The organism is Sphaerisporangium sp. B11E5 (genome assembly GCF_039871875.1).
Classification (GTDB): domain Bacteria; phylum Actinomycetota; class Actinomycetes; order Streptosporangiales; family Streptosporangiaceae; genus Sphaerisporangium.
In genome coordinates this window covers 54,014-74,755 of the sequence record NZ_JBDPMD010000003.1, presented here as the reverse complement: position 1 = coordinate 74,755, position 20,742 = coordinate 54,014, and the positions used below count along the sequence as shown (strand labels likewise).

The 20,742-nt window shown below is 71.6% G+C and carries 24 protein-coding genes; 9 read left to right on the top strand and 15 right to left on the bottom strand.

Going from position 1 to position 20,742, the window contains the following annotated elements; genetic code table 11:
- Positions 1–84: 84 nt before the first annotated feature.
- Together ABGB17_RS04330 and ABGB17_RS04325 are read right to left on the bottom strand one after the other, a co-directional pair.
- Entirely contained in the window at positions 85–1,470 is a 1,386-nt protein-coding gene (locus tag ABGB17_RS04330; RefSeq protein WP_347626416.1) for a VWA domain-containing protein, read from the bottom strand.
- On the bottom strand, positions 1,467–2,336 hold the full coding sequence (locus ABGB17_RS04325) for a MoxR family ATPase (protein ID WP_347626415.1): 870 nt from the start codon (positions 2,334–2,336) through the stop codon (positions 1,467–1,469). The genes ABGB17_RS04330 and ABGB17_RS04325 overlap by 4 nt, the downstream gene beginning before the upstream one ends.
- Positions 2,337–2,658: 322 nt before the next feature.
- Between ABGB17_RS04325 and ABGB17_RS04320 the strand changes: the two genes are divergently transcribed.
- The 3 genes from ABGB17_RS04320 (at position 2,659) to ABGB17_RS04310 (ending at position 5,060) form a co-directional block, all read left to right on the top strand.
- The gene (locus tag ABGB17_RS04320; protein WP_347626414.1) at positions 2,659–3,306 is read left to right on the top strand and encodes a Crp/Fnr family transcriptional regulator; all 648 of its coding nucleotides are present in this window, start codon (positions 2,659–2,661) and stop codon (positions 3,304–3,306) included.
- A 26-nt stretch (positions 3,307–3,332) separates the two neighbouring features.
- A complete protein-coding gene (locus ABGB17_RS04315; RefSeq protein ID WP_347626413.1) occupies positions 3,333–3,905 on the top strand; it encodes a hypothetical protein in 573 nt (190 codons plus the stop codon).
- A 120-nt stretch (positions 3,906–4,025) separates the two neighbouring features.
- On the top strand, positions 4,026–5,060 hold the full coding sequence (locus ABGB17_RS04310) for a hypothetical protein (RefSeq protein ID WP_347626412.1): 1,035 nt from the start codon (positions 4,026–4,028) through the stop codon (positions 5,058–5,060).
- Positions 5,061–5,255: 195 nt separating this feature from the next.
- On the opposite strand, the gene ABGB17_RS04305 is transcribed toward ABGB17_RS04310, so the two are convergent.
- The 13 genes from ABGB17_RS04305 to rpmG form a co-directional block, all read right to left on the bottom strand.
- Positions 5,256–5,834 (bottom strand): hypothetical protein, encoded by a 579-nt coding sequence (locus ABGB17_RS04305; RefSeq protein WP_347626411.1) that lies wholly within the window; start codon positions 5,832–5,834, stop codon positions 5,256–5,258.
- A 15-nt stretch (positions 5,835–5,849) separates the two neighbouring features.
- Positions 5,850–7,013: a DUF475 domain-containing protein gene (locus ABGB17_RS04300; RefSeq protein ID WP_347626409.1), complete on the bottom strand. Its 1,164-nt coding sequence runs from the start codon at positions 7,011–7,013 to the stop codon at positions 5,850–5,852.
- Positions 7,010–7,591, bottom strand: coding sequence for a TerD family protein (locus tag ABGB17_RS04295; RefSeq protein WP_347626408.1), 582 nt, complete (start codon positions 7,589–7,591; stop codon positions 7,010–7,012). The genes ABGB17_RS04300 and ABGB17_RS04295 overlap by 4 nt, the downstream gene beginning before the upstream one ends.
- Before the next feature lie 10 nt (positions 7,592–7,601).
- Positions 7,602–8,930: a hypothetical protein gene (locus ABGB17_RS04290; RefSeq protein ID WP_347626407.1), complete on the bottom strand. Its 1,329-nt coding sequence runs from the start codon at positions 8,928–8,930 to the stop codon at positions 7,602–7,604.
- Positions 8,927–9,682 (bottom strand): hypothetical protein, encoded by a 756-nt coding sequence (locus ABGB17_RS04285; protein WP_347626406.1) that lies wholly within the window; start codon positions 9,680–9,682, stop codon positions 8,927–8,929. The genes ABGB17_RS04290 and ABGB17_RS04285 overlap by 4 nt, the downstream gene beginning before the upstream one ends.
- A 5-nt stretch (positions 9,683–9,687) precedes the next feature.
- On the bottom strand, positions 9,688–10,440 hold the full coding sequence (locus tag ABGB17_RS04280) for a hypothetical protein (protein WP_347626405.1): 753 nt from the start codon (positions 10,438–10,440) through the stop codon (positions 9,688–9,690).
- Positions 10,441–10,883: 443 nt separating this feature from the next.
- Positions 10,884–11,684 carry a class I SAM-dependent methyltransferase gene (locus ABGB17_RS04275; protein WP_347626404.1) on the bottom strand — a complete coding sequence of 267 codons (801 nt, stop codon included), beginning with the start codon at positions 11,682–11,684 and terminating at the stop codon, positions 10,884–10,886.
- 30 nt (positions 11,685–11,714) lie between these two features.
- Positions 11,715–12,074, bottom strand: coding sequence for a hypothetical protein (locus ABGB17_RS04270; protein ID WP_347626402.1), 360 nt, complete (start codon positions 12,072–12,074; stop codon positions 11,715–11,717).
- Between the two features lie 49 nt (positions 12,075–12,123).
- The gene (gene rpmF, locus ABGB17_RS04265) at positions 12,124–12,288 is read right to left on the bottom strand and encodes a 50S ribosomal protein L32 (RefSeq protein WP_347626695.1); all 165 of its coding nucleotides are present in this window, start codon (positions 12,286–12,288) and stop codon (positions 12,124–12,126) included.
- 2 nt (positions 12,289–12,290) lie between these two features.
- A complete protein-coding gene (gene rpsN, locus ABGB17_RS04260; protein ID WP_347626400.1) occupies positions 12,291–12,590 on the bottom strand; it encodes a 30S ribosomal protein S14 in 300 nt (99 codons plus the stop codon).
- Positions 12,590–12,826, bottom strand: coding sequence for a 50S ribosomal protein L28 (rpmB, locus tag ABGB17_RS04255; protein WP_347626399.1), 237 nt, complete (start codon positions 12,824–12,826; stop codon positions 12,590–12,592). The genes rpsN and rpmB overlap by 1 nt, the downstream gene beginning before the upstream one ends.
- Complete coding sequence (locus ABGB17_RS04250) at positions 12,826–13,071, bottom strand: type B 50S ribosomal protein L31 (RefSeq protein ID WP_347626398.1); 246 nt, start codon at positions 13,069–13,071, stop codon at positions 12,826–12,828. The genes rpmB and ABGB17_RS04250 overlap by 1 nt, the downstream gene beginning before the upstream one ends.
- Positions 13,068–13,232 carry a 50S ribosomal protein L33 gene (rpmG, locus tag ABGB17_RS04245; protein ID WP_347626397.1) on the bottom strand — a complete coding sequence of 55 codons (165 nt, stop codon included), beginning with the start codon at positions 13,230–13,232 and terminating at the stop codon, positions 13,068–13,070. The genes ABGB17_RS04250 and rpmG overlap by 4 nt, the downstream gene beginning before the upstream one ends.
- Positions 13,233–13,298: 66 nt before the next feature.
- Between rpmG and ABGB17_RS04240 the strand changes: the two genes are divergently transcribed.
- From ABGB17_RS04240 to ABGB17_RS04215, 6 genes are all read left to right on the top strand, one after another.
- Positions 13,299–14,420 (top strand): GTP-binding protein, encoded by a 1,122-nt coding sequence (locus ABGB17_RS04240; protein ID WP_347626396.1) that lies wholly within the window; start codon positions 13,299–13,301, stop codon positions 14,418–14,420.
- A 205-nt stretch (positions 14,421–14,625) separates the two neighbouring features.
- Positions 14,626–16,341 (top strand): ABC transporter ATP-binding protein, encoded by a 1,716-nt coding sequence (locus ABGB17_RS04235; RefSeq protein ID WP_347626395.1) that lies wholly within the window; start codon positions 14,626–14,628, stop codon positions 16,339–16,341.
- Entirely contained in the window at positions 16,338–18,077 is a 1,740-nt protein-coding gene (locus ABGB17_RS04230) for an ABC transporter ATP-binding protein (RefSeq protein WP_347626394.1), read from the top strand. The genes ABGB17_RS04235 and ABGB17_RS04230 overlap by 4 nt, the downstream gene beginning before the upstream one ends.
- Positions 18,074–18,661 carry an MptD family putative ECF transporter S component gene (locus ABGB17_RS04225; RefSeq protein ID WP_347626393.1) on the top strand — a complete coding sequence of 196 codons (588 nt, stop codon included), beginning with the start codon at positions 18,074–18,076 and terminating at the stop codon, positions 18,659–18,661. Before ABGB17_RS04230 ends, ABGB17_RS04225 begins: the two co-directional genes overlap by 4 nt.
- Positions 18,658–19,326 (top strand): energy-coupling factor transporter transmembrane component T, encoded by a 669-nt coding sequence (locus ABGB17_RS04220; protein ID WP_347626392.1) that lies wholly within the window; start codon positions 18,658–18,660, stop codon positions 19,324–19,326. The genes ABGB17_RS04225 and ABGB17_RS04220 overlap by 4 nt, the downstream gene beginning before the upstream one ends.
- Entirely contained in the window at positions 19,323–20,714 is a 1,392-nt protein-coding gene (locus tag ABGB17_RS04215) for an energy-coupling factor ABC transporter ATP-binding protein (protein WP_347626391.1), read from the top strand. Before ABGB17_RS04220 ends, ABGB17_RS04215 begins: the two co-directional genes overlap by 4 nt.
- Positions 20,715–20,742 lie beyond the last annotated feature (28 nt).

The window sequence follows — 20,742 nt, the reverse complement described above, 5'->3', positions numbered from 1 at the left end:
AATGTCCCTGGTCAGGTGTTCTGTGATATTCGGTGCGGTGAGTGATCCGTGCAGGTCGTCGAGGGCGATGTGCGGAAAATGGGTCTAGGCGATGTCCTCGATGAACCCGGCGAGCTGCGCGACGTTGCGGCACTCGTGCATCGGGACGGCGGTGCCGTAGGCCGAGGCGGCCGAGTCGCCGGTGTCCCACTGGGAGCGCGGTTCGGGGTTCAGCCAGTACGCGTGCCGTGCGGCGCCCGCGAGGCGCCGCACCGTGTCGAGGCGCGGCGGCTGGTAGTTGGTGCGGGCGTCGCCGAGGATCAGCAGGGACGTCTTCGGGCCGACGGCATCGGCGTAGCGCTCGGCGAACCGCTCGAACGAGTGGCCGTAGTCGCTGCGGCCGAAGCGTGAGATGTCGGCTTCCTTCGTCATGCGCGTGATCGCGTCGAGCACGTCGGCGCCGGGGGCGAAGTACTTGGTGATCTCGTCGATGGTGTCGACGAACGCGAACGCCCGCACCTTGGTGAACTGCTCGCGAAGCGCGTACGTCAGCAGCAGCGTGAAGTGCGAGAACGCCGACACCGAGTCGCTGGCGTCGCACAGCACCACGAGCTCGGGCTTGTGGGGGCGCCGCGGCCGGGCGTGCGTGACGAGCGGCACGCCGCCGGTGCCGAGCGAGGCCCGCACGGTGCGCCGGAAGTCCAGGCGGCCGCGCCTGCCGAGGCGGTGCCTGGCCGCGAGACGGCTCGCGAGCCGCCGCGCCAGCGGGTACACCTCACGCCGCAGCGCGGCGAGGTCGGCGTTGGTGACACGCAGGAAGTCGACCCGGTCCACCGGCGGACGCACCGACGACCGGGCGATCCTCTCGACGCCGGACTCCTCGGCGATGCGCCGCCGCACCTCCGCCGCCACGGCGTCCTCGAACCCGGCGATGCCGTCCGTCAGCCGCCGCCGCGCGACCTTCTCGGCCAGCCCGCCCCGCTCCTGCCCGCCGAGCTCCAGGGCCAGCATGCCGGCCATCAGCGTGCCGGGGGACAGGGCACGCAGCACCGAGTAGGAGAACCAGCTCTGCCGCCCCGGCCCGGCGGGCATGTGCCCGAACCGCGCCACCATGGCCCGCACGAACTCACCGAACGCCGGGTCCCCGGACGGCCCGGCGCCCTCACGCAGCAGCCGTGCCAGATGTTCCCGCAGTGCGGGCACCTCGGCGTTCTCCAGGTCCGGCCCCCGGCCGGGCTCGTGGCGCGGCCCGCCGTCGCCGGTCACCGGCGGGAACCACAGGTCGAACAGCGTGTCGAACCCCGGCCGGTGCGCGGCCCTCTTCACCAGCGTCGCCGCGTACGCCTCCCGCAGCGTCTCCCGGCGCGTGAGGTCGATCACCGCGAGCATGCGCGCCGCGTCCAGCCCCTCCGCGGGCGACACCGGCACCCCCGCCGCGCGCAGCGCCTGGACGAAACCGACATGCCGGTCCAGCAGCGACACCTTGCTCACCGGGCCGGCAGGCCGAGCTCCTTCTCGGCCCTCGTCTGGTCGGAGGCGTGTTTCAGCACCACGCCGAGCGTGCGGGCGGTGACCGCGGCGTCCAGCTCGGTGTGGCCGAGGGCCAGCAAGGTGTGCGCCCAGTCGATGGTCTCGGCTATGGACGGCGACTTCTTCAGCTCAAGGGCGCGCAGCGTGGCCGCCGTGCGGGCGAGCTGCTCGGCCAGCGCGGCGCCGATGCCGGGCACGCGGGCCAGCACGATGTCGCGCTCGCGCTCCGGCGTCGGGTAGCCGAGGTGCAGGTACAGGCAGCGACGCTTCAGCGCCTCGGACAACTCGCGGGTGGCGTTGGAGGTGAGCACGACGTACGGCCGGCGCGAGGCGGTGATGGTGCCGAGCTCGGGGATGGTGACCTGGTAGTCGGAGAGGATCTCCAGCAGCAGGCCCTCGACCTCGACGTCCGCCTTGTCGATCTCGTCGATGAGGAGCACGGCGGGGCCGGTGCGCCGGATGGCCCGCAGCAGCGGCCGTTCCAGCAGGAACTCCTCGCTGAAGATGTCGTCGTGGGTCTGCTCCCAGGCCTGCTCGCCGGACGCCTGGATGCGCAGCAACTGCTTCTTGTAGTTCCACTCGTACAGCGCCCTGGCCTCGTCCAGCCCCTCGTAGCACTGCAACCGGATCAGCTCCGCGCCCGCCGCCGCGGCGACGGCCTTGGCGAGCTCGGTCTTGCCCACCCCGGCGGGCCCCTCGGCGAGCAGCGGCTTGCCGAGCGCGGCGCCGAGGAACGCCGAGGTCGCGATGCCGTCGTCGGTGAGGTAACCGGCGGCGGCCAGCCGTTCCCCGGCGTCCTCCGGCGACCCGAACCACCCTGTCATCATGCTCCCGTCCTGGACCGAACCTTATTCTAATCTACCCGGCGGGCGGGATACCGCGAGGTGGACGCATTCCCGGGGACACAAGACGTGAATGGCGCTCGGCTATAGCGCCGGGAACGATCCAAAACCTCCCCCATTTGCTCCGTATATACGCTATAAACAGGGGCACGGCCCGACAGGAAAGGCGGGAGCGGGAATGACCTCGTCCACGCCCGGCCCCCCCGAGGGGCCACGGAGAATGGGTTCATGGCCCCCCGCGACCCTGCTGGGTTCCCTCAAAGACCCCACGCGCGAGGAAATGCTCAAGCTGGGCACATTCTCGCAGGTGGCGAGCGGGGAAACGCTGCTGATGGAAGGTGATCGGAAAACCCGGCACCTTTTCCTGATCGTCCAGGGATACGTGAAGGCGGTCAGCAACAGCGCGGACGGCAAAGTCGTGCTGCTCGCCGTCAGATCGAGCGGCGACCTGATCGGGGAGTTCGCCACTCTGGACAATCGCCCCCGCGTCGCCACCGTCTCCACGGTCGGCCCGTGCTTCCTCAGGAAGATCAGCCAGCGCGATTTCCTGGAGTTCCTGGAAAGGCATCCCGACGCGGGCCGCGCGGTGTACGCGAGCATCGTGGCCAAACTGCGCCACGCCACCTGGCACCGCATCGAGTTCGGCACCTCCCCGATGCCCGTCCGCGTGGCCCGCGTGCTGCTCTACCTCGCCTCCCGGTACGGCGAGCCCACCCCCGACGGCGTGCTGATCGGGTCCCTCACCCAGCCGGAGCTCGCCGCGATGATCGGCGCCCGCGAGCACAGCGTGCACAAGATCCTGCGCTACATGCGCGAGCGAGACGTGATCGCCACCCGGTACGGCCGCATCCTCGTCAAGGACGGCGCCGCGTTGTCGTCCGACGCCGGAATCAGCGAAATCCCGCCTGAATACGGGGTGTGGCCGAGTCCACCGGGCGACAGTGGAGGGAACTGAACACCGACCACGGCGGCGGAGGCCCCATGGACCTGCTTGACCCGTTACCGGACCCGGTGCGGCGGCTCTGCGTGGCGGTGGAGGGCGACGGCGCGTCGCGCGGCGACCCGCGTCCCCCGCTGGTCGAGGTGGTGGAGCGAGCCGGCATGGCGGCTGGGCTCGACCAGGCCACCCTGCAGATCCAGCCCACCGGGGTGCTGCTGGTGCTGACCTCAGGGGTGAACGAGGCCCGGGTGGTGGCGGGCCTGACCCGGGAGCTCGGCAACACCCTGTGGCGCCGCAACCGCCGATCCCCCGGCGGCCACCGCCTGCGCTGCCGCCTGTCGTTCCACCAGGGACTGGTCCGGCTCACCGACGACGGCTTCACCGGGCAGGCGGTGAGCGCCGTCGCCGAGATGTGCGCCAGTGCCGACCTGCGCGCCGAGCTGGCCGGCAGCCCGTCCAGCGACCTGGCGATGATCATCTCCGGCCAGCTCCTGGACGACCTGGCCTACCCCGAGTCGCCCGACCTGCACAAAACCCAGTTCCGCCCCGTCGTGGTCACCACACCCACCCGCTCCATCTCCGCGTACGTCTACGCCCTCGGGCCCCCCGCGTGACCGGCCGGCCCCCAGGCCCGCCCGTCACCGCCCCGCTGACCTGGCGCCCGCTGTACGGCCCTGAGCCCCTGCTCGGCCACGGCGCGCGACCGGGGGCCCGGCCGGGACCGGGAGGGCGGCGTGGGGATCGCGCCGCCGTGCGCCGGCGCGGTGCCCGCCGGGCGGCTCACCCCGGGGCTGCGCGACCGTGCCGCGACGGCCGGGGTGCGGCACCGGGAGGTGGTGTTCGAGTTCCACCTGGACCGGTTGCCGCCCGACCGGCACTACGCCCGGGTCCGTTTCGAGGTGCGCCTGGCCGGCGGCGTGATCGCGCTGCGGCTCGGGGCGGCGCCCGTGGCCTGCCTGCCTCTGGCGGAGACACCACGGGGCCGGTACCACCGGGCCGCGAGCCGGATCCGTGGCACCGGGCCCGCGCCCCGGGTCTTCGGCGTGCTGCGTCCCGCGTTCGGCTTCACGGTCGGCGAGGACACGGACCGGCCCCTGCCGGGACGGTCGTACCGGCTGCGTGCGCTGCTTGAGCTGCCGCCCGGCGTCCCGGATGTCGTAGGGGCGATGACCGTCGGCGCGGCGGTGGCCCGCGGGGGCGCCCTGCTCGGCGTGGCCCCGGCGACGGCCGAGCCGTTCCGCGCCGGTGACTCCGCTCCGGCCGGTGACCCGCCGGTGCGGCTGTGCGTCGCCGCGTGCGCGGACCCGTACGGGAACGACCACCGGGCGGTGGAACTGCTGACCGCGGCCTGCGGGGACACCGGCCTGCGCCCGAGCGCCGTGGAGGTGCGCGACGGGGGCGGCGGGTGGTTCGCGGTCCTTCCCGCGGGCACCGCCGAGGCCCCCGCGGGGCACGGCCTGGTGGGCGCGCTGCTGCGGGAGCTGCGCCGCCGCAACACCGCCGGGCCCGCCCTGCGGCTGCGGCTCGCCGTCTGCCGCGGTGTGGTGCCGCAATGCGACGTCTCCGCCGCGGCCGCCGCGCTGCACCGGGAGCTGGACTCCCCGCCGGTGCGCTCCGCGCTGGCCGACGAGCCGGACGCCTGCCTGGCCGTCGCCCTCTCCGCCTCCCTGTACGCCGGCCTCGCGCCGTACGCCACGACGTTCCGCCCCACGGCCGCGACACTCCCGGAGAAGGGCTTCGAGGAGACCGCCTGGCTCATGCTCGCGTGAGGACGGCGTTCCGTGAGATGTCCGGGGCGTCCGTGCTCGCGTGAGGACGGCGTTCCGTGAGCACGGGATGTCCAGCGCGTCCGTGTTCGCGTGAGGCCGGGACCCCCGGGCGGGCTGCCCCGGCCCGCCGCGGGGACCCCGGCCGGGCCGCCCCGGCGCCGCCGGGGGTGCGGGGCCGGGGCGGGGATCAGGAGGTCAGGGCTTCTGGCCGGAACGCCAGGTGAGGCCCCACTTGTAGGTGGCGTCCATCTGGCGGTGCCCCCGGGTGAAGTAGCGGATCTCCCGGCGGATCGCCAGGTTGCCGTCGGAGTTGCGGAGCATGAAGACGGCGCACACCCGCGCGCGGGGGTCCGCGCCGTCCAGCAGCACCTCGATGGGCGGGCCGCTGACCGGGTGGACCGTGGCGACCCCCTCGGCGGCGGCCCAGTTCGGCACGCCGTCGTAGATGTAGGCGAACACCAGGACACGGCTGATCAGGTGGGCCTGCGCCATGTCGATCGTCATGTTCTCGCCCTCAGGACCGCCGGCGCGTTCGTCACGGTCCAGGGCGATGACCGGGTTGTCGCTGTTCCTGGGCACCCGGAACTTGCCGCCGAGGGCCTGCACGCACCCGCGGGAGCCGTCGGTCAGCTCCCACAGGCAGCACAGGTCCAGGTCGATGGGGGAGGAGCCGGTCGAGTTCCAGGTGAGGTTGATCCTCATCCGGCCGCTCTCCCGGGGGAGTGCCATCCTGGGGGCGTCCTTGGTGAGGACCACCCGGTACTGCTCCGCCACGATCCGGCCTTTCCGTCAGTTCCGCGTCTCGGCGGGCTCGGGGAGGACCTTCTCCGCCTCGGCGAGCGCGAGGACCCGGGCCGCGCTCCGGTTGCGGAGGGTCGAGGAGATCATCGCGGTGACGATGAAGCCGAGGCCGATGAGCCCGGTCACGATCTCCGGCACCTCGCGGCCGAGACTGATCAACATGATCGCGGCCAGCACGCCGATCGCCCAGTGCGCGCCGTGCTCCAGGTACACGTACTCGTTCAGCGTGCCCCTGCGCACCAGGAAGATCGTCAGCGACCGCACGTACATCGCCCCGATGCCGAGCCCGAGCGCGATGATCAGCAGCTCGTCGCTGATCGCGAACGCGCCCACCACGCCGTCGAACGAGAAGGACGCGTCCAGCACCTCCAGGTAGAGGAACAGGAAGAACCCGGCCCGGCCCGTCGCCCCCACCACGGCGGACGGGCGGCGTCCGCGCGGCGGGGCGGGCACGGGCAGCGGCTCCTCGTCCCTGACCAGGGCCGGCAGGCCGGTGCCGATGCCCTCGTCCGCGGCACCCGCGACCCGCTGCCCCGCCTCGAACAGCTCGCCGAGGCTGTTGACCAGCAAATACGTGACGATGCCGAGCACCCCGGCGGTCAGCACGCTGCCGGTGTCCACGTCCGCGAGCGCGGTGGCGCCGACCAGCACGGACAGCGCCACCACGACCGACAACTGGTCGAGCTTGCCGATCTTGGCCAGTGGGCGCTCCAGCCACGCCAGCCACGCGAACTCCCGGTCCTCGAAGATGAAGTCCAGGAAGATCATCAGCAGGAACATGCCGCCGAACGCCGCGATCAGCGGATGCGCCTCGTGCAGCCTCCTGCCGTACTCGGCGGCGTCGTTCACCGCCAGGACGATGGCCTCGGCCGGGCTCAGCTTGGCGGTGATCCCCACGATGAGCAGCGGGAACGCCAGCCGCATGCCGAACACCGCGATGACGATGCCCACGGTCAGGAACATCCGCTGCCAGAACGGGCTCATCCGCTCGATCACCTTGGCGTTGACCACCGCGTTGTCGAACGACAGGGAGATCTCCAGGACCGCGAGGATCGCCACAAGCACCAGGGCACGCGGGCCGCCCATCACGAGCGCGGCCAGCAGGCCCACCCCCGTCAGGGTGAACGACCAGCCGAAGATTCGCCGGATCATGAGGTGACGTTCACCCCGTACCCGACGGCGATGCCCCGCAGACCCGAGGCGTAGCCCTCGCCGAGGGCGCGGAACCGCCACTCCTGGCCGTAGCGGTACAGCTCACCGAAGATCGCGGCCGACTCCTTGGAGAAGTCCTCGCTCAGGTCGTAGCGCACCAGCTCCACCGAGGTGGCCTCGTCCACCACCCTGATGTACGCGTCGCGCACCTGCCCGAACGTCTGCCCGGTCGCCTCGCCCTCGTAGATGGACACCGGGAACACGATGCGCACGCACCGCGGCGGCACCGCCGCGAGGTCGATCAGGATGCTCTCGCAGTCCTGCTCGGCGGTCCCGGCGCCGACGCGGTCGTCCCCCTTGTGCTCGACCGACGCGTCCGGGCTCTTCAGGTTGTTGTAGAAGACGAAGTGCTCGTCGGACAGCACCCGGCCGCTGCGGCCGACCATCAGCGCCGAGGTGTCCAGGTCGACGTCCCGGCCGCTGGTGTCCAGCGACCGCCAGCCGAGCGCCACCAGGACCTTGCTCAGATGGCGTCCGGGAAGCGGCGCGTCGCCGCCCTTGGTCAGGCTCACGCCCATGTCGGTCTCCTCAGGTGTCGGACTGGTTGTGGTCGTGCCGGCGGCGCTGGTGCCGGTCCAGGACGGAGGGCCCGAAGAGCGACGCCTTGGGATCCTCGATCCCGCCGATCAGGGCGTCCATGTAGATGGTCTCCACGTGGTCGTAGCCCCCCTCGATCTGCGTGGTGTACCGCTCGCGGGTCTGCTCGATGGTGGACAGGTAGTGGTCCAGCTCCATGGCGTACGCGTCGCACCCCTCCTGGCGGCCCTGCGCGGCGGCCAGCGCCTGGGCGGTGCGCCGCAGGTGGGCACGCTGCTCCTTGAGCGCGCGGTCGTTGGGGTTGCCCATGCGGCGGCCGAGCTCCGTCGCGATCAGCGCGGTGAAGATCATCAGCGCGGTGACCAGGATGACCGTGGGCACCAGCCCCCAGCCGTCGATCGCGCTCGGCATCCGCTGCTCGTTGCCGTCCGCGTCGATGTAGACGACGTCGCCGATGAGCAGCAGCCGCAGCGACGCGACCGCGCCGATGGCGAGCAGCCAGATCACCGGGATGAGGAACAGGATCACCGGACGGCCCGCCAGCCCCCGCCGCCGCGGCGCCGCCTCGCCCTTCTCCTGGCTGTGCCTGCGCCGCCCCCGGAACTCCTCCCACTCGCGGAACTTGCGCCCGTACATGTGCGGCCCGAAGACGAACACGAAGATCGCGCCGATGGCCAGCGCGTACGTCATGAGCGTCGTCTCGCCCCAGTTCAGGAACGTCGCGTAGTAGATGGGCACCTCGACGGTGAGCAGCGCCAGCAGCAGGAGCAGCGGCACCCCCCACGAGCGCAGCGCCTCCCGCCGGCCGCCGCCGAGCGCGATCGAGCTGGGCTTGCCGTCGCCGGGCCACTGCGACGGCCCGATCTCCAGGCTCTCCACCCGCCCCCGGGCCACCTCGTGCACGGCCCGGGTGCGGACGTAGTCCTCCGACACCGCCTCCGCGCGCTTGCCGTGCGCCGCCCGCGCGGCCCGGGCGTCGTGCTCCTGCCGGGCGAGCCGCGCCAGCAGGTCGTCGATCGCCCGCTGCCGCTGGGCGTCCAGCACCAGCAGATGGGGCGGCTCGTACCCTTGCGTCTTCAACGTGATCGAGTCGAAGCCCGGGCTCCTGGCGTCCGTGGCGCCTTTCGCCATGGCCCTGGCCTCCAGGTCCGCCCAGTCGGGCAGGTCAAGGGGCTCCGGGCGCCACCGGGTGGGCTGCTCCGGGCCGGCCTGCGGCGGGCCGGAGGGGAGTGCTTCGTGCTTCGTCCGCTTGGGCGGTCTGACCAGCTTGACGGCCACGGAATCGTTCCGATCTCCGGTGAGGTCGTGGGATGGGCTCACTGCTGGATGTTCACGCCGCCGTCCGGCACGCCCGCCGCGGCGAAGATCGCCGTCCACAGGAGCTTCAGCGGCGGGACGCAGTCAGGGCGGCGCTCGGAGAGCAGGTTGAACCCGTAGATGTCGACGGACGCGTCGTCCAGCCGGGGAAGGAGGTTCTTCTCCTTCAGCTCCTCGACCTTGGCGGTGCGGGCCGCCTCGTCGTTGTAGTCGCACTTCTCCAGGTCGAGGGAGCCGACGTTGCTCATCATGTCGCTGAACACCACGACCCGGCGCTCACCGTCCGGCGCGGGCGACCCGTCGAACTGCCCGCTGATCACCCGCAGCCCGCCGAGCACGTCCGAGCCCCGCGCGTCGTCCTTGGTGCAGGCGAGCAGGCTCTTGGTGCGGGAGACGGCCTCCGACAGGTGGGCGTTGCGCACCGTCTTCTCGATGACCGAGTTGTCGTTGGGGTTCTCCTCGGGCAGCACGAACAACGGCACCGGGGCGCTGCCGCACGGCGAGCCCTCGGAGGCGCCGGTGATCGCGGCGTACCCCAGCCAGTCACATCCCTTGAGGAAGTTGCGCAGCCGCTGATTGACGTACTGCTCGGCCTCCGGGTACCGCCGGAACCCCGTGATGTCGATCACCACGCCGCACATGGCCTTGGTGGGCACCGTCGCCGGTTTCCCGCACCCGGTGGTGCAGGGAAGCAGGAGAAGAAGAGTGGTCAGGATCCACAGGGCGGCCCTGACCCGCGCCCGGGTCGCGGTCACGCCCCTCACCGCCCCTCGATGGGCCGGGGCAAGGTGTCCGCCCGCCAGAGATCGAGCCACTGCTCCCACGCCTGGGTGGCGCTGTCCCGCACCCCCCGCGGAATCGCGTCCTGCAACCGCACCGTCGGATCCTGGAACCACTCCTCCCGCAACCGGAACTCCGGCGGCCGCCACCGCCGCGCGATCTCCTCCGCGTGCTGGTGAGTGTCCAGCAACCCTTCCTTGTACGAGGCCCCCAAAGTGTTCGCCCGCTCGAGCGCGAGCTGAGCCTGCTCCTGATAGGACGCCCAGCACTGCAGCCAGTTACTGCTCACCGACGTCAGGGACGTGACATGCGCCTCGATCTGCGCGTTGTTCCGCCGCAGATCCCTCTCCAGCCGCTCCTGATCCGCCTCCTCGTGCGTGAGCGGCCGCGGCTCCCCCCACGCGTCCCCCCCATTGCCGACCGGCCTCCCGAGCGCCACCCTCTCCGGCCCGAACGCCGCGGTGATCGCCTGCAACTCGTTGACCCGCCGCGTGAGCGAGACCGACGACTCATGCGCCTGCGTCTCGATCGCCCCGAGCGCCTTCCCCCGATCGATCAGCAGCCGGCTCTGCACCGCATGGAAATTCGAGTCGATCCGCTCGAAGAACACCGGCCGATAAGAAGGATCAATAATAAAAATAGGACAGAGCGCCTGATTTCTCCCGTCGGCCGCCCCCGCCCGCCGAGCATCTTCATAAGTGACGGCCTCATCCGCCCCTGTGTCGTACTCCACCTGGCGCAACCCCCTCCACCCATGCGCCTACTCCGACACTCCACAGGGTCAATCAGAAGAGATCGCACGACCCCCGATAAATACGGGTTTCCCCTCCCTGCCACCGCCACCGCCGGAAATGGCCCCCGCCTCCGGCGCCGGGCGGGGGGTCACGGTCGCGGGGGCGCGTACCGTCCACACGGCTCCCGGAAACGGGCCCCGCCTTCGGCGTCGGACTGTTCTTCCGGGAGCCTGGCGGCCTGATCGCTCACCTGCCGATCGCTCAGCCAACGGCACGAAGACGCCTGCCGGGCGGCGCTGACGACGGGCCGGATGTCGCCATCGAGGACAACGTACGGCTCGGCGCCCCGCACGCCGACGCGGTCCCCGCGGCGCTCACCACGGACCCGGCCGGCGTGCTGTCCAGGCTGCTGGGCTTGGACCAGCGTCCCTGGCTGTTCCCTTCAGCGACGCCCCACGCCGACCAGCGTGGTGGCGTCCAGGGTGCTGATCCCCCGCTCACGCAGGGTGACGAGCAGGTTGTCGCGGACGCGTGACACCGCGGCGGGCTCCAAGCCGTCGAGCATGCCGCGGAAGCCGCTGCCGGTGACCAGCAGCCAGGCCAGGTCGTCGGTGACGGTCAGTGTCAGCGGCACCCTGCTGACGGTCACCCCGGTCAGCCCGAGGCCGGTCAGCCAGTCGCCCAGCTTCCGCTCGGTAGCGATCTTCGTGACGGAGTCGCGACTGGCCGGCGAGCCGGGTTCTGTGCCGCGTTCGTGGTGGATCGTGTCCGACAGCGCGACACCGAAGTTCTCCAGGGCTCCGGCGGCCCAGGTGGTGACGGCGAACGTGCCGCCTGGCCGTACCAGCCGGGTCAGCCGGCCGACGGAGGCGTCCATGTCCGGCAGCATGAAGACGCCGAGCACGCACATCGCCACGTCGTAGGGATCGGCTTCCCAGGCGGTGGCATCGGCGCGGATGAAGCGCAGGTGCGTCAGGCCTTCGACCGCGGCGTGTTCGCGGCCCACGGCCAGCAGGGAGCCGGCGAGGTCGATCGCGTCCACGCGTCCGTCGGCGCCGGTCGCGGCGGCGGCGGGTAGGGCCGAGCCCCCCGCGCCGCAGCACACGTCGAGCACCCGGTCGCCGGGCTTGACGGCGACGATGTCGACCGTCGCCCGGCCGATCGGGTCCCACAGGTGGGGTGCGAGCCGGGCGAAGTCGGCGCCGGTCCGGTCGAACACCGCTCCGATGGCGGAAAGGTCCATGGTCTGCTCCTTGACGTAGGGCGGTGAGGATCAGGTCTGCGAGACGGTGCCGATCCGGGCGAAGCCGGCTGCGCGCAGGGCTGACACGTGGCCGGCCACGGCCGGCCGGTGGTCGCCACCCGTGATCATGCTGCTGTTCGGCGGCCGGGGCCGCGAGGGCGGGATCGTCGCGGACGGCGTGCCACCAGGCGTTCCAGTCCTCGCCGTCGCCCACCCTGTCCCGGCGCGGGGCCGCCGCCAGGCCGGCGATGCCGGCTGGGGGTCGAAGAGGTTGCCGGCGTTGACGATCGCGGCGAACCGCGCCTCGCGCTGGGCGACGCGGTGTTCCTGCCGGGCATCCCAGTGGCGCGGCCAGGTCCGCGCGAGCCGTGATCGAGGGTGGCCGTACAACCTCTCGAATCGGAAGGCAGGCCCGCGAGCTGCGGGCCTGCCCCGTGCGTCAAGGAGCGATCAAGCCGCGCTGGTAGGCGCGGACGAGGCGGCGCGGGACCCGTAGCTCCTTGCCCGCCACGACGATGGTCACCAGGTCGGGCGCGGCGGCCTTCCACTGCGCGCGGCGGTGCCGGGTGTTGCTGCGCGACATCTTGCGCTTGGGCACGGCCATGGTCACCAGCTCGCCTTCGTGATGCCGGGCAGCTCGCCCCGGTGGGCCATCTCGCGGAAGCGCACCCGCGACAGGCCGAACTTGGTCAGATGTCCGCGGGGCCGGCCGTCGACGGAGTCGCGGTTGCGGACGCGGGTGGCGCTGGCGTCTCGCGGCTGCCGGTTGAGTTCCTTCACGGCTGCCGCCCGCTCGTCGGGCGTGCCGGTTCGGATGAGCTCCTTCAGCTCCGCCCGCCGTACGGCATGGCGAGCGACGATCGCCTTCCTGCGCTCATTGGCTGCGATCTTGCTCTTCTTGGCCATCAGACTTTCTCTCCTCGTGCGCGGATCCGGGCGACGGCCGCCTCGATTCCGATCTTGTCCACTGTCTTGATCGCTCGGGTGCTGAGCGTCAGCCGTACGTGCCGGTTCTCGCTGGGCAGCCAGTAGCGGCGGTGCTGGAGGTTGGGGTTCCAGCGGCGGCGGGTGCGCCGGTGGGAGTGGGAGATGCGGTTGCCGAAGATCGGCTTGACGCCGGTGAGCTGGCAGTGCGCCGACATCACGTTCTCCCGTAGCGCTGGTTGAAGCGCTCGACCCGGCCGGCGGTGTCGAGTACGCGGCTGCGGCCGGTGTAGAAGGGGTGGCTGGCCGAGGAGACGTCGACGTCGACCACCGGGTAGGTGTTGCCGTCCGTCCACACGATGGTCTTATCGCTGGTCATCGTGGATCTGGTGAGAAAGGCGAAGGCGGCGCCCGGGTCGCGGAAGACGACGGGGCGGTAGTCGGGATGGATGCCCTTCTTCATCGTTCCTCCCGGAACGTCACGTGCTGGCGGATGATCGGGTCGTATTTGCGCAGGGTGAGCCGGTCGGGGTCGTTGCGGCGGTTCTTGCGGGTCACGTAGGTGTAGCCGGTCCCCGCGGTGGATCTCATCTTGATCACGGGGCGTAGTTCGTTTCTGGCCATCTCAGCTCCTTTCCCAAGTGTGCCATGATAATGACAACGGTTTTCATTGTGACAACTGGAGGTCCCGTGTCCACTCCCGTCGTCCTGGTCGCCGGGCTGCACGCCACAGCCCGCACCGCCGTTGTGGATCAGCTGCTGCGCGAGCACCCCGGCGCGCTCGCCGTCCACCACGACCTGAAAGCGATCACGCAGGGGCGGATCGAGCGGGTGGTGCGCGACGGCGACCGGATCGTGGACCTGGCGGAAATGCGGCCGGCGCACGGCTGCGTCACCTGTACCGTCCGCGAGGACCTGCTGCCCTGGCTGGTCCAGCACGCCGGGCAGGCTCCGCTGCTCGTGACCGAGCTGTGGGACTCGGTGGAGCCCCGGTCCGTCGCCGAGGCGCTCGACTGCGAGGAGGCCCATGACCTGCTGCGGCTGACCGGCGTACTGACCGCGCTCGATGCCGAGCACCTGCCGGTCGACATCGTGCGCGGCGACGACCTGGCCGACAGCGGCCACCAGGCGGCGGCCGGCGACCGGCGCTACCTGGCCGAGGTGCTGGCCAGGCAGCTCGAATTCGCCACCGCCCTGATCTTGCGCGGCGGCGACGAGGAGGACCATGACCTGACCCGGGCCATCCTCACCCACCTGGCTCCCTGCACTCCTGTCGTCGCCGGGACCCTGCCCGAGGTGACCGGCGCCGCGTTGTGCGTCCGGGAGCTGGCCGAGCGGGTCGACCCGCCGACCGCACAACTGCCCTGCGACACCCGGACCGGCGAGATCACCACCGTGGTCTGGCGCCGCCTGCGGCCCCTGCACCCCGGACGCTTCTTCGCCGCCGTGGACGAGCTGGTCACCGGGTCGGTGCGCTCCCGCGGCCGGTTCTGGCTGCCCACCCAGCCCGACCGCGTCCTCGCCTGGGACGCCGTCGCCGGGGTCGTCTCGGTGGAGGACTGCGGGCCCTGGCTGATCTCGCTGCCCGAGGCCGCCTGGGAGCTGATGTCCCCGGCACGCCGGACGGTCGCCTCGCTCGACTGGAACCCGATCATCGGCGACCGGGTCCAGCACCTGGTCTTCATGGGTCCCGACCTCGACCGCGAGCGCCTGCTCGGCCTGCTCGACTCCTGCCTCCTGGCCCCGGACGAGGCCGAGGCCCGGTTGGAAGACCCGTTCACCTCCCTCATCACTCTCAAAGAGAACGCATGAAGCCCTGCCGTCCCCCGCGCGTCGCCGTCCAGCGGCACCGGCAGGTGGCCAGGGTCCGCTGGTCGTGTGCGGTGACCGGGCGCGGTCGCTGACGGGTGTGATGGCCCTGCTCCCGCAAGTGGTGGCGACATGTCATGATAATGACAACGGTTTCCATTTTGTCTGGAGAGTGCATGAAGTCCCGCCATACCCCCCGGCCCACCTGATGACCACGCCTTCGGTGCTGGCCCCGGCCCGCGCCACCCTGATCGGCTGCGCCCTCCTGACGGGCGTCAGCGCGCTGGCGGGCATGGCGCCGCTGATCGCGGTCGTGGAGATCTGCCGCCGCCTGCCGGCCGGCGACACGGACGTGTGGCCGATCATCGTGATCGCGCTGGTGGCCCTGGCCGTCAAACAGTTCGGCACGTTCGGCGCCGGGGTGCTGACGCATCTGGCCGACATCCGGGTGTCGTTCGGCATCCGCCGCGAGCTGCTGCGCAAGCTGCGCAGGCTGCCGCTCGGCTGGTTCACCGACCGTAACTCCGGCACGGTGAAGAAGACCGTCGAGGACGACGTCGCCGCCTTGCACCAGCTCATCGCCCACTCGGTGGTGGAGGTCACGGCGGCGGCGGTGCCGCCGGTCGTCGCGATCGTCTATCTGTTCGCCGTCGACTGGCGGATGGCGCTGATCAGCCTGGCCCCGGTGGTCGCCGGGCTGGTCATGTACCAGCGCGCGATGGCCGGAGCCGGGACGAAGTACCCGGAGTTCATGCAGTGGCTGACCCGCCTGAGCGGCGCCGCGGTCGAGTTCGTCAACGGCATCGGCGTGGTCAAGGCGTTCGGCACGCCGGGGATCGCCGGCCGCCGCTTCCAGGAGGTCTCGCGGAGCTTCGCCCGCTTCTTCCTGGACTGGGCGAGGTCCACGACCAGGGCCTCGGTGATCGCGGAGATCCTCTTCTCGCCGCCGAGCGTGCTGGTCGCGGTCGCGGCGGCGGGCGGTGCGCTGGCCGTCGCGGGTGAGCTGCCGCTGGTGAGCTTCATCGCGTTCCTCGTGTTCGCGACCGTGACCACGACCGGGCTGATGACGGTCATGATGTCGGTGCACCCGCTGGTCACGGCGCTGGCCGTGGCCCGTGGCATCAGTGAGGTGCTCGGCACGGCGGAGCTGCCCGTCCCCGAGCACCCGGTCGTCCCGGATCCGCGGACCCGGGGTCCGGTGGTACGGCTGAGCGGAGTGCGCTTCTCCTACGGCGAGACGGTGGCGCTCGACGGGATCGACCTGGAGGTCGACCGTGGCACGGTCACCGCGCTGGTCGGCCCCTCCGGGTCGGGCAAGTCCACTCTGGCCAAGCTGCTGCCCCGCTTCGAGGACCCGCAGCAGGGCTCGGTCGAGCTCCACGGCGTCGACCTGCGCGAGATCGACCAGGCGGAGCTCTACAGGCACGTGGCCTTCGTCTTCCAGGACCCGGCCCTGCTGCGCATGAGCATCCGCGACAACATCCGCCTGGCCCGGCCGGACGCCGACGATGCGGACGTCCGGGCGGCGGCGGACAAGGCGCAGATCCTCGCCCGGCTCGACGAGCTGCCACGCGGGCTGGACTCGGTGGTCGGCGAGGACGCCGAGTTGTCGGGCGGCGAGCGGCAGCGGGTGTGCATCGCCCGCGCGATCCTGGCCGACCGGCCGGTGCTCGTGCTGGACGAGGCCACCGCGAGCGCCGACCCCGAGAACGAGGCCCGCATTCAGGACGCGCTCAGCGAGGTCGCCCGCGACCGCACCGTGCTGGTCATCGCGCACCGGCTCAGCACCATCCGGGGAGCCGACCAGATCGTCGTGCTCGATGGTGGCCGGATCGTCGAGCGGGGGCGGCACGAGGAGCTGCTCGCTCGCGAGGGCCTGTACGCGCGGCTGTGGGAGCACGACCAGGTGGGGGTCCAGTCGTGATCAAGTATCTCTTCGAGCTGCTCGACGAGCGTGGCCGCCGCCACCTGCGGGTCATGCTGGCCGCCCAGGCCGGTCAGGGAGTGCTGCAGGGCCTGGCGTTCCTGTTCGTGGTGCCGCTGGTGGCCGCGCTGATCGAGCAGCCGGGCACGTTCTGGCTGTGGCTGGCGGCGATCGTCGCCGCCGTGGCCGCCCATCATCTGCTGCTGGCGTGGAGCACCTCGCTCGGCTACCTGGTCGGCACGGACGTGCTCACCAGCTTCCACGAGCGCATCGGCAACCACCTGGCCACGCTGCCCATCGGCTGGTTCCGCGCCGACCGCACCGGCCCGATCGGGCGCCTGCTGGGCAAGGGCACGATGGACGTCGCCAACCTCCCGGCGCACCTGCTGCGTCACGTCGTCGTCGGGGTGACCACACCCGCCACGATCATCGTCGGCAGCTACGTGCTCGACTGGCGGATCGGCCTGGCCTTCACCGCCGGAGCGGTGCTGTGCGCGCTGGCGCTGCGCCTGCTCATGACGGTGGTGCGGCGCAACGACGACGACTACGAGCACGACATCGGGGCCGGCGCCTCGCGGATCGTCGAGTACGCTCGCCAGCAGCCGACCCTGCGTGCGTACGGCGTGCTCGACCGGCCCGAGCTGGGCACCCTGGAGGAGTCGCTGGTCCGCCAGCAGGGCTCGCAGTCGCGGCTGACCATCCGCGGGGCCTGGGCGCTCATCGTCTTCTTCGGCACGCTGCAGCTCGTCGTCACCGGTGTCATCGCGCTGACCGTCGCCTTGACCCTGGACGGCACCGTCGCGCTCGCGGTCATGGCCGGGGTGCTCATCGTCACCCTGCGCATGCTGGAGCCGATCTCGCAGCTGGGCGAGCTGGCCGGGCACGTGCAGATCAACGCCGACGCCATCCGCAGGGTTCGCGAGCTGCTCGCCGTACCCCCTCTGCCCGAACCCGCACACCCGGCCGAGCCCTCCGGGACCGGCATCGAGCTGTCGAAGGTGCGCTTCGGCTACGACGAGGGCAGGACCGTCCTCGACGGCCTCGACGTGACGATCCCGGCGGGGAGCTTCACCGCGATCGTGGGGCCGTCGGGCTCGGGCAAGAGCACGCTGCTCAAGCTCATCGGCCGCTTCTTCGACGTCGACGAAGGCGCCGTCCGCATCGGCGGGTGCGACGTGCGCGAGCTCGGCACCGCGGGGGTCTCGCGGCTGACCGCGCAGGTCTTCCAGGACGTCTACCTGTTCGAGGGCACGATCGCCGACAACGTGCGAATGGCCGCCCCCGACGGCGATCTCGCCTGGGCGGCCCGCGTCGCCCGCCTGGACGAGGTGGTCGAACGCCTCCCGGACGGCTGGGACACGCGGGTCGGCGAGGCGGGCTCGACCCTGTCGGGTGGTGAGAAGCAGCGCGTCTCCATCGCCCGCGCCCTGCTCAAGAACGCTCCCATCGTGCTGCTCGACGAGGCCACCGCCGCCCTGGACCCCGCCAACGAGGCGGCGGTCGCCGACGCCCTGCACGAGCTCGCCCGTGACCGCACCGTCATCGTCGTCGCCCACCGACTGTCCACGGTCGTCGCGGCCGACCGCATCCTCGTCCTCGACGGCGGACGCATCACCGAGGACGGCGACCACGACACCCTGCTCGCCGCCGGCGGCACCTACGCCCGCTTCTGGCACGAACGCAGCCGCGCCCGTGGCTGGCAGCTCATCCCCCCGCACGCAAAGGAACACCCGTGACCGTCCGCATGAGCCCCAAGGACCTGATCACCATCGGGATCTTCGGTGCCCTCTACCTCGTCACCATCTACGCGATCAGCATGTTCGGCTTCATCAACCCCATGGTCATGCTCGCCGCACTCGTCGCGAGCATCGTCGCGGGCGGGATCCCGTTCATGCTCTTCCTCACGCGCGTGCGCCACGCCGGCATGGTCACCGTATTCGCGATCATCACCGCCGGGATCCTCATGCTCACCGGCCACCCGCCGATCAGCTTCGCGCTCACCATCGTCCTCGCGCTCATCGCCGAGGCGATCCTCTGGGCGGGCCGCTACCAGTCCCGCCGAATGTACGTCATCGCCTACGCCGTCTACTCGGCCTGGTTCGCCGGACCGCTGCTGCCGCTCTTCTACGCCCGCGACGACTACTTCTCCAGCCCGTCCATGCGCATGATGGGCGCCGACTACTCAGCCGCGATGGATGCCCTGCTCTCCCCGGCGGTGCTCATCGCCTTCGACCTGTCCACGGTCGTCTTCGGCTTCCTCGGTGGCCTGCTCGGCCTGCGGCTGACCCGCAAGCACTTCGAGAAGGCCGGGCTGGCGTGAGCCTCGACCCACGGACCAAGATCGTGCTGGTCCTGGTGACCAGCGTGATCGTGATGGCCCCCGGCGGCGTCACCTTCATCCCCGCCGCCCTCGCGCTCGGTGTGCTGCTGGCGCTGGGCGAGCGGGCCTGGAGGCGCGCTGTGGCGCTCCCGCTCACCGCGGGAGCCGTCGCCGTGGTGGCCTACCTGCTGCCGTTGGCTCTGCCGTACCCGGTGATCGGCGTCGTGGCGGCCGTCGCGGGCTACCTGCTGCGGTTCGTCGCCGTCGGCGGTGTCGCCCTGCACCTGATGCGCACCACCACGCCGACCCAGCTCACCGCGGCCCTGCGCGCCGCCCGCGTGCCGCGCGCCATCACCGTCTCGCTGGCCGTGATGCTCCGCTTCCTGCCCGCGATCATCACCGAGGCCCGCGCCGTCCACGACGCCATGCGGTTGCGCGGCCTCGGCGGCGGGCGCGGGCTGCTCCGCCACCCGGTGCTCGGCATCGAGCGCTTCACGGTACCGCTCATCGCCTCCAGCCTGCGCCTCGCCGATGACCTTTCGGCCTCCGCCCTGCTGCGCGGGCTCGGCTCGCCGACCCGTCCCACCACCATGCGCCCGCCCCGCTTCGGCGTGGCGGACCTGGCGGTGCTGGCGGCCCTGACCACGACGGCGGTGCTCCGATGATCGAGCTGAAGGGCGTGCGCTGGACCTACTCCGGCGCCGACGGGCCCACCCTGGACGACTTCTCCCTCCAGGTACGGCGGGGCGAGACGGTCGTCCTGTGCGGCCCGAGCGGCTCAGGCAAGAGCACCGCGCTGCGCCTCATGAACGGCCTCATCCCGCACTTCCACGACGGAACCCTGGAAGGCACCGTCCACCTGGACGGCCAGGCCCTCGCCGACCTGCCGCTCGACCAGATCGGCCGCCTCACCGGCACCGTGCTCCAGCACCCCCGGCGGCAGTTCTTCACCGACGAGACCGAGACCGAACTCGCCTTCGCCCTGGAGAACTTCGGCGTTCCTCCCGAGAAGATCCGCGAGCGAGTCGCCGCCGCCGTCGACGACCACGGCCTGGGCGACCTCGCCGGCCGCAGCCTGCAGCGACTCTCCGGCGGCCAGCAACAGCAGGTCGCCTGCGCCGCCGCGACCGTCCACAGGCCGCCCGTGCTGCTTCTCGACGAGCCCACCGCCAACCTGTCGGCCGCCGCGGTCGAACGCTTCACCGCCACCCTCCGCCTGCTCCGCGCCCAGGGCGCGACCATCGTCATCGCCGAACACCGGCTGTACCACCTGTACGGCACAGCCGACCGTTTCGTGGTCATGCGCGACGGCCGCATCGACGAGTCGGCCACGATCGGCGACGACGGCCTGCGCGGCCTCGCCCGCCCCACCCGGCTACAGACACCCCTCACTTGCGCCCACGGGCCGAGTGTCGCTCCGGGCGCCACCGCCCCGCTCCCGCGGGCCGGCCTGCGGCTGCGCGGCATCCGCTGCGACTTTCACGGCCGGCGCGTCCTCGACATCGACGAGTCCCACCTGCCCGCTGGGACGATCACCGCGGTCACCGGCCCGAACGGCGCGGGCAAGAGCACCCTCGCCCGTATCCTCACCGGCCTGCAGCGCCACCAGGGCGAAGTGCTCCTCGACGGGAGACCGCTCACCAGGACGCAGCGACAGCGGGTGAGCGCGATCGTCATGCAGGACGTGCAGCGGCAGCTGTTCACCGACAGCGTCGAAGCCGAACTCCGCCTGGAAGCCGGACAGGGCTCCGGCGTCCATGAGGTGCTGCGCGATCTCGACCTGGAGCGGTACGCCGGCCGCCACCCGCTGTCCCTGTCCGGGGGCCAGCAGCAACGCCTCGTCGTGGCCGCGGCCCGGCTCAGCGGGCGCCGCCTGGTCGTGTTCGACGAACCCAGCTCCGGCGTGGACCAGCGTCACCTGCACTCGATCACCCGGGTCATGCGCGACCTGGCCGCCGAGGGCGCGGTCGTGCTGCTGATCAGCCACGACGAGGAACTCCTCGCCCTCGCGGCCGACCAGGAGCTACGCCTGCGCCGCCTGGCTCGTCCGTGAGCGGGACCGATGCGAGGACCGCACCGGC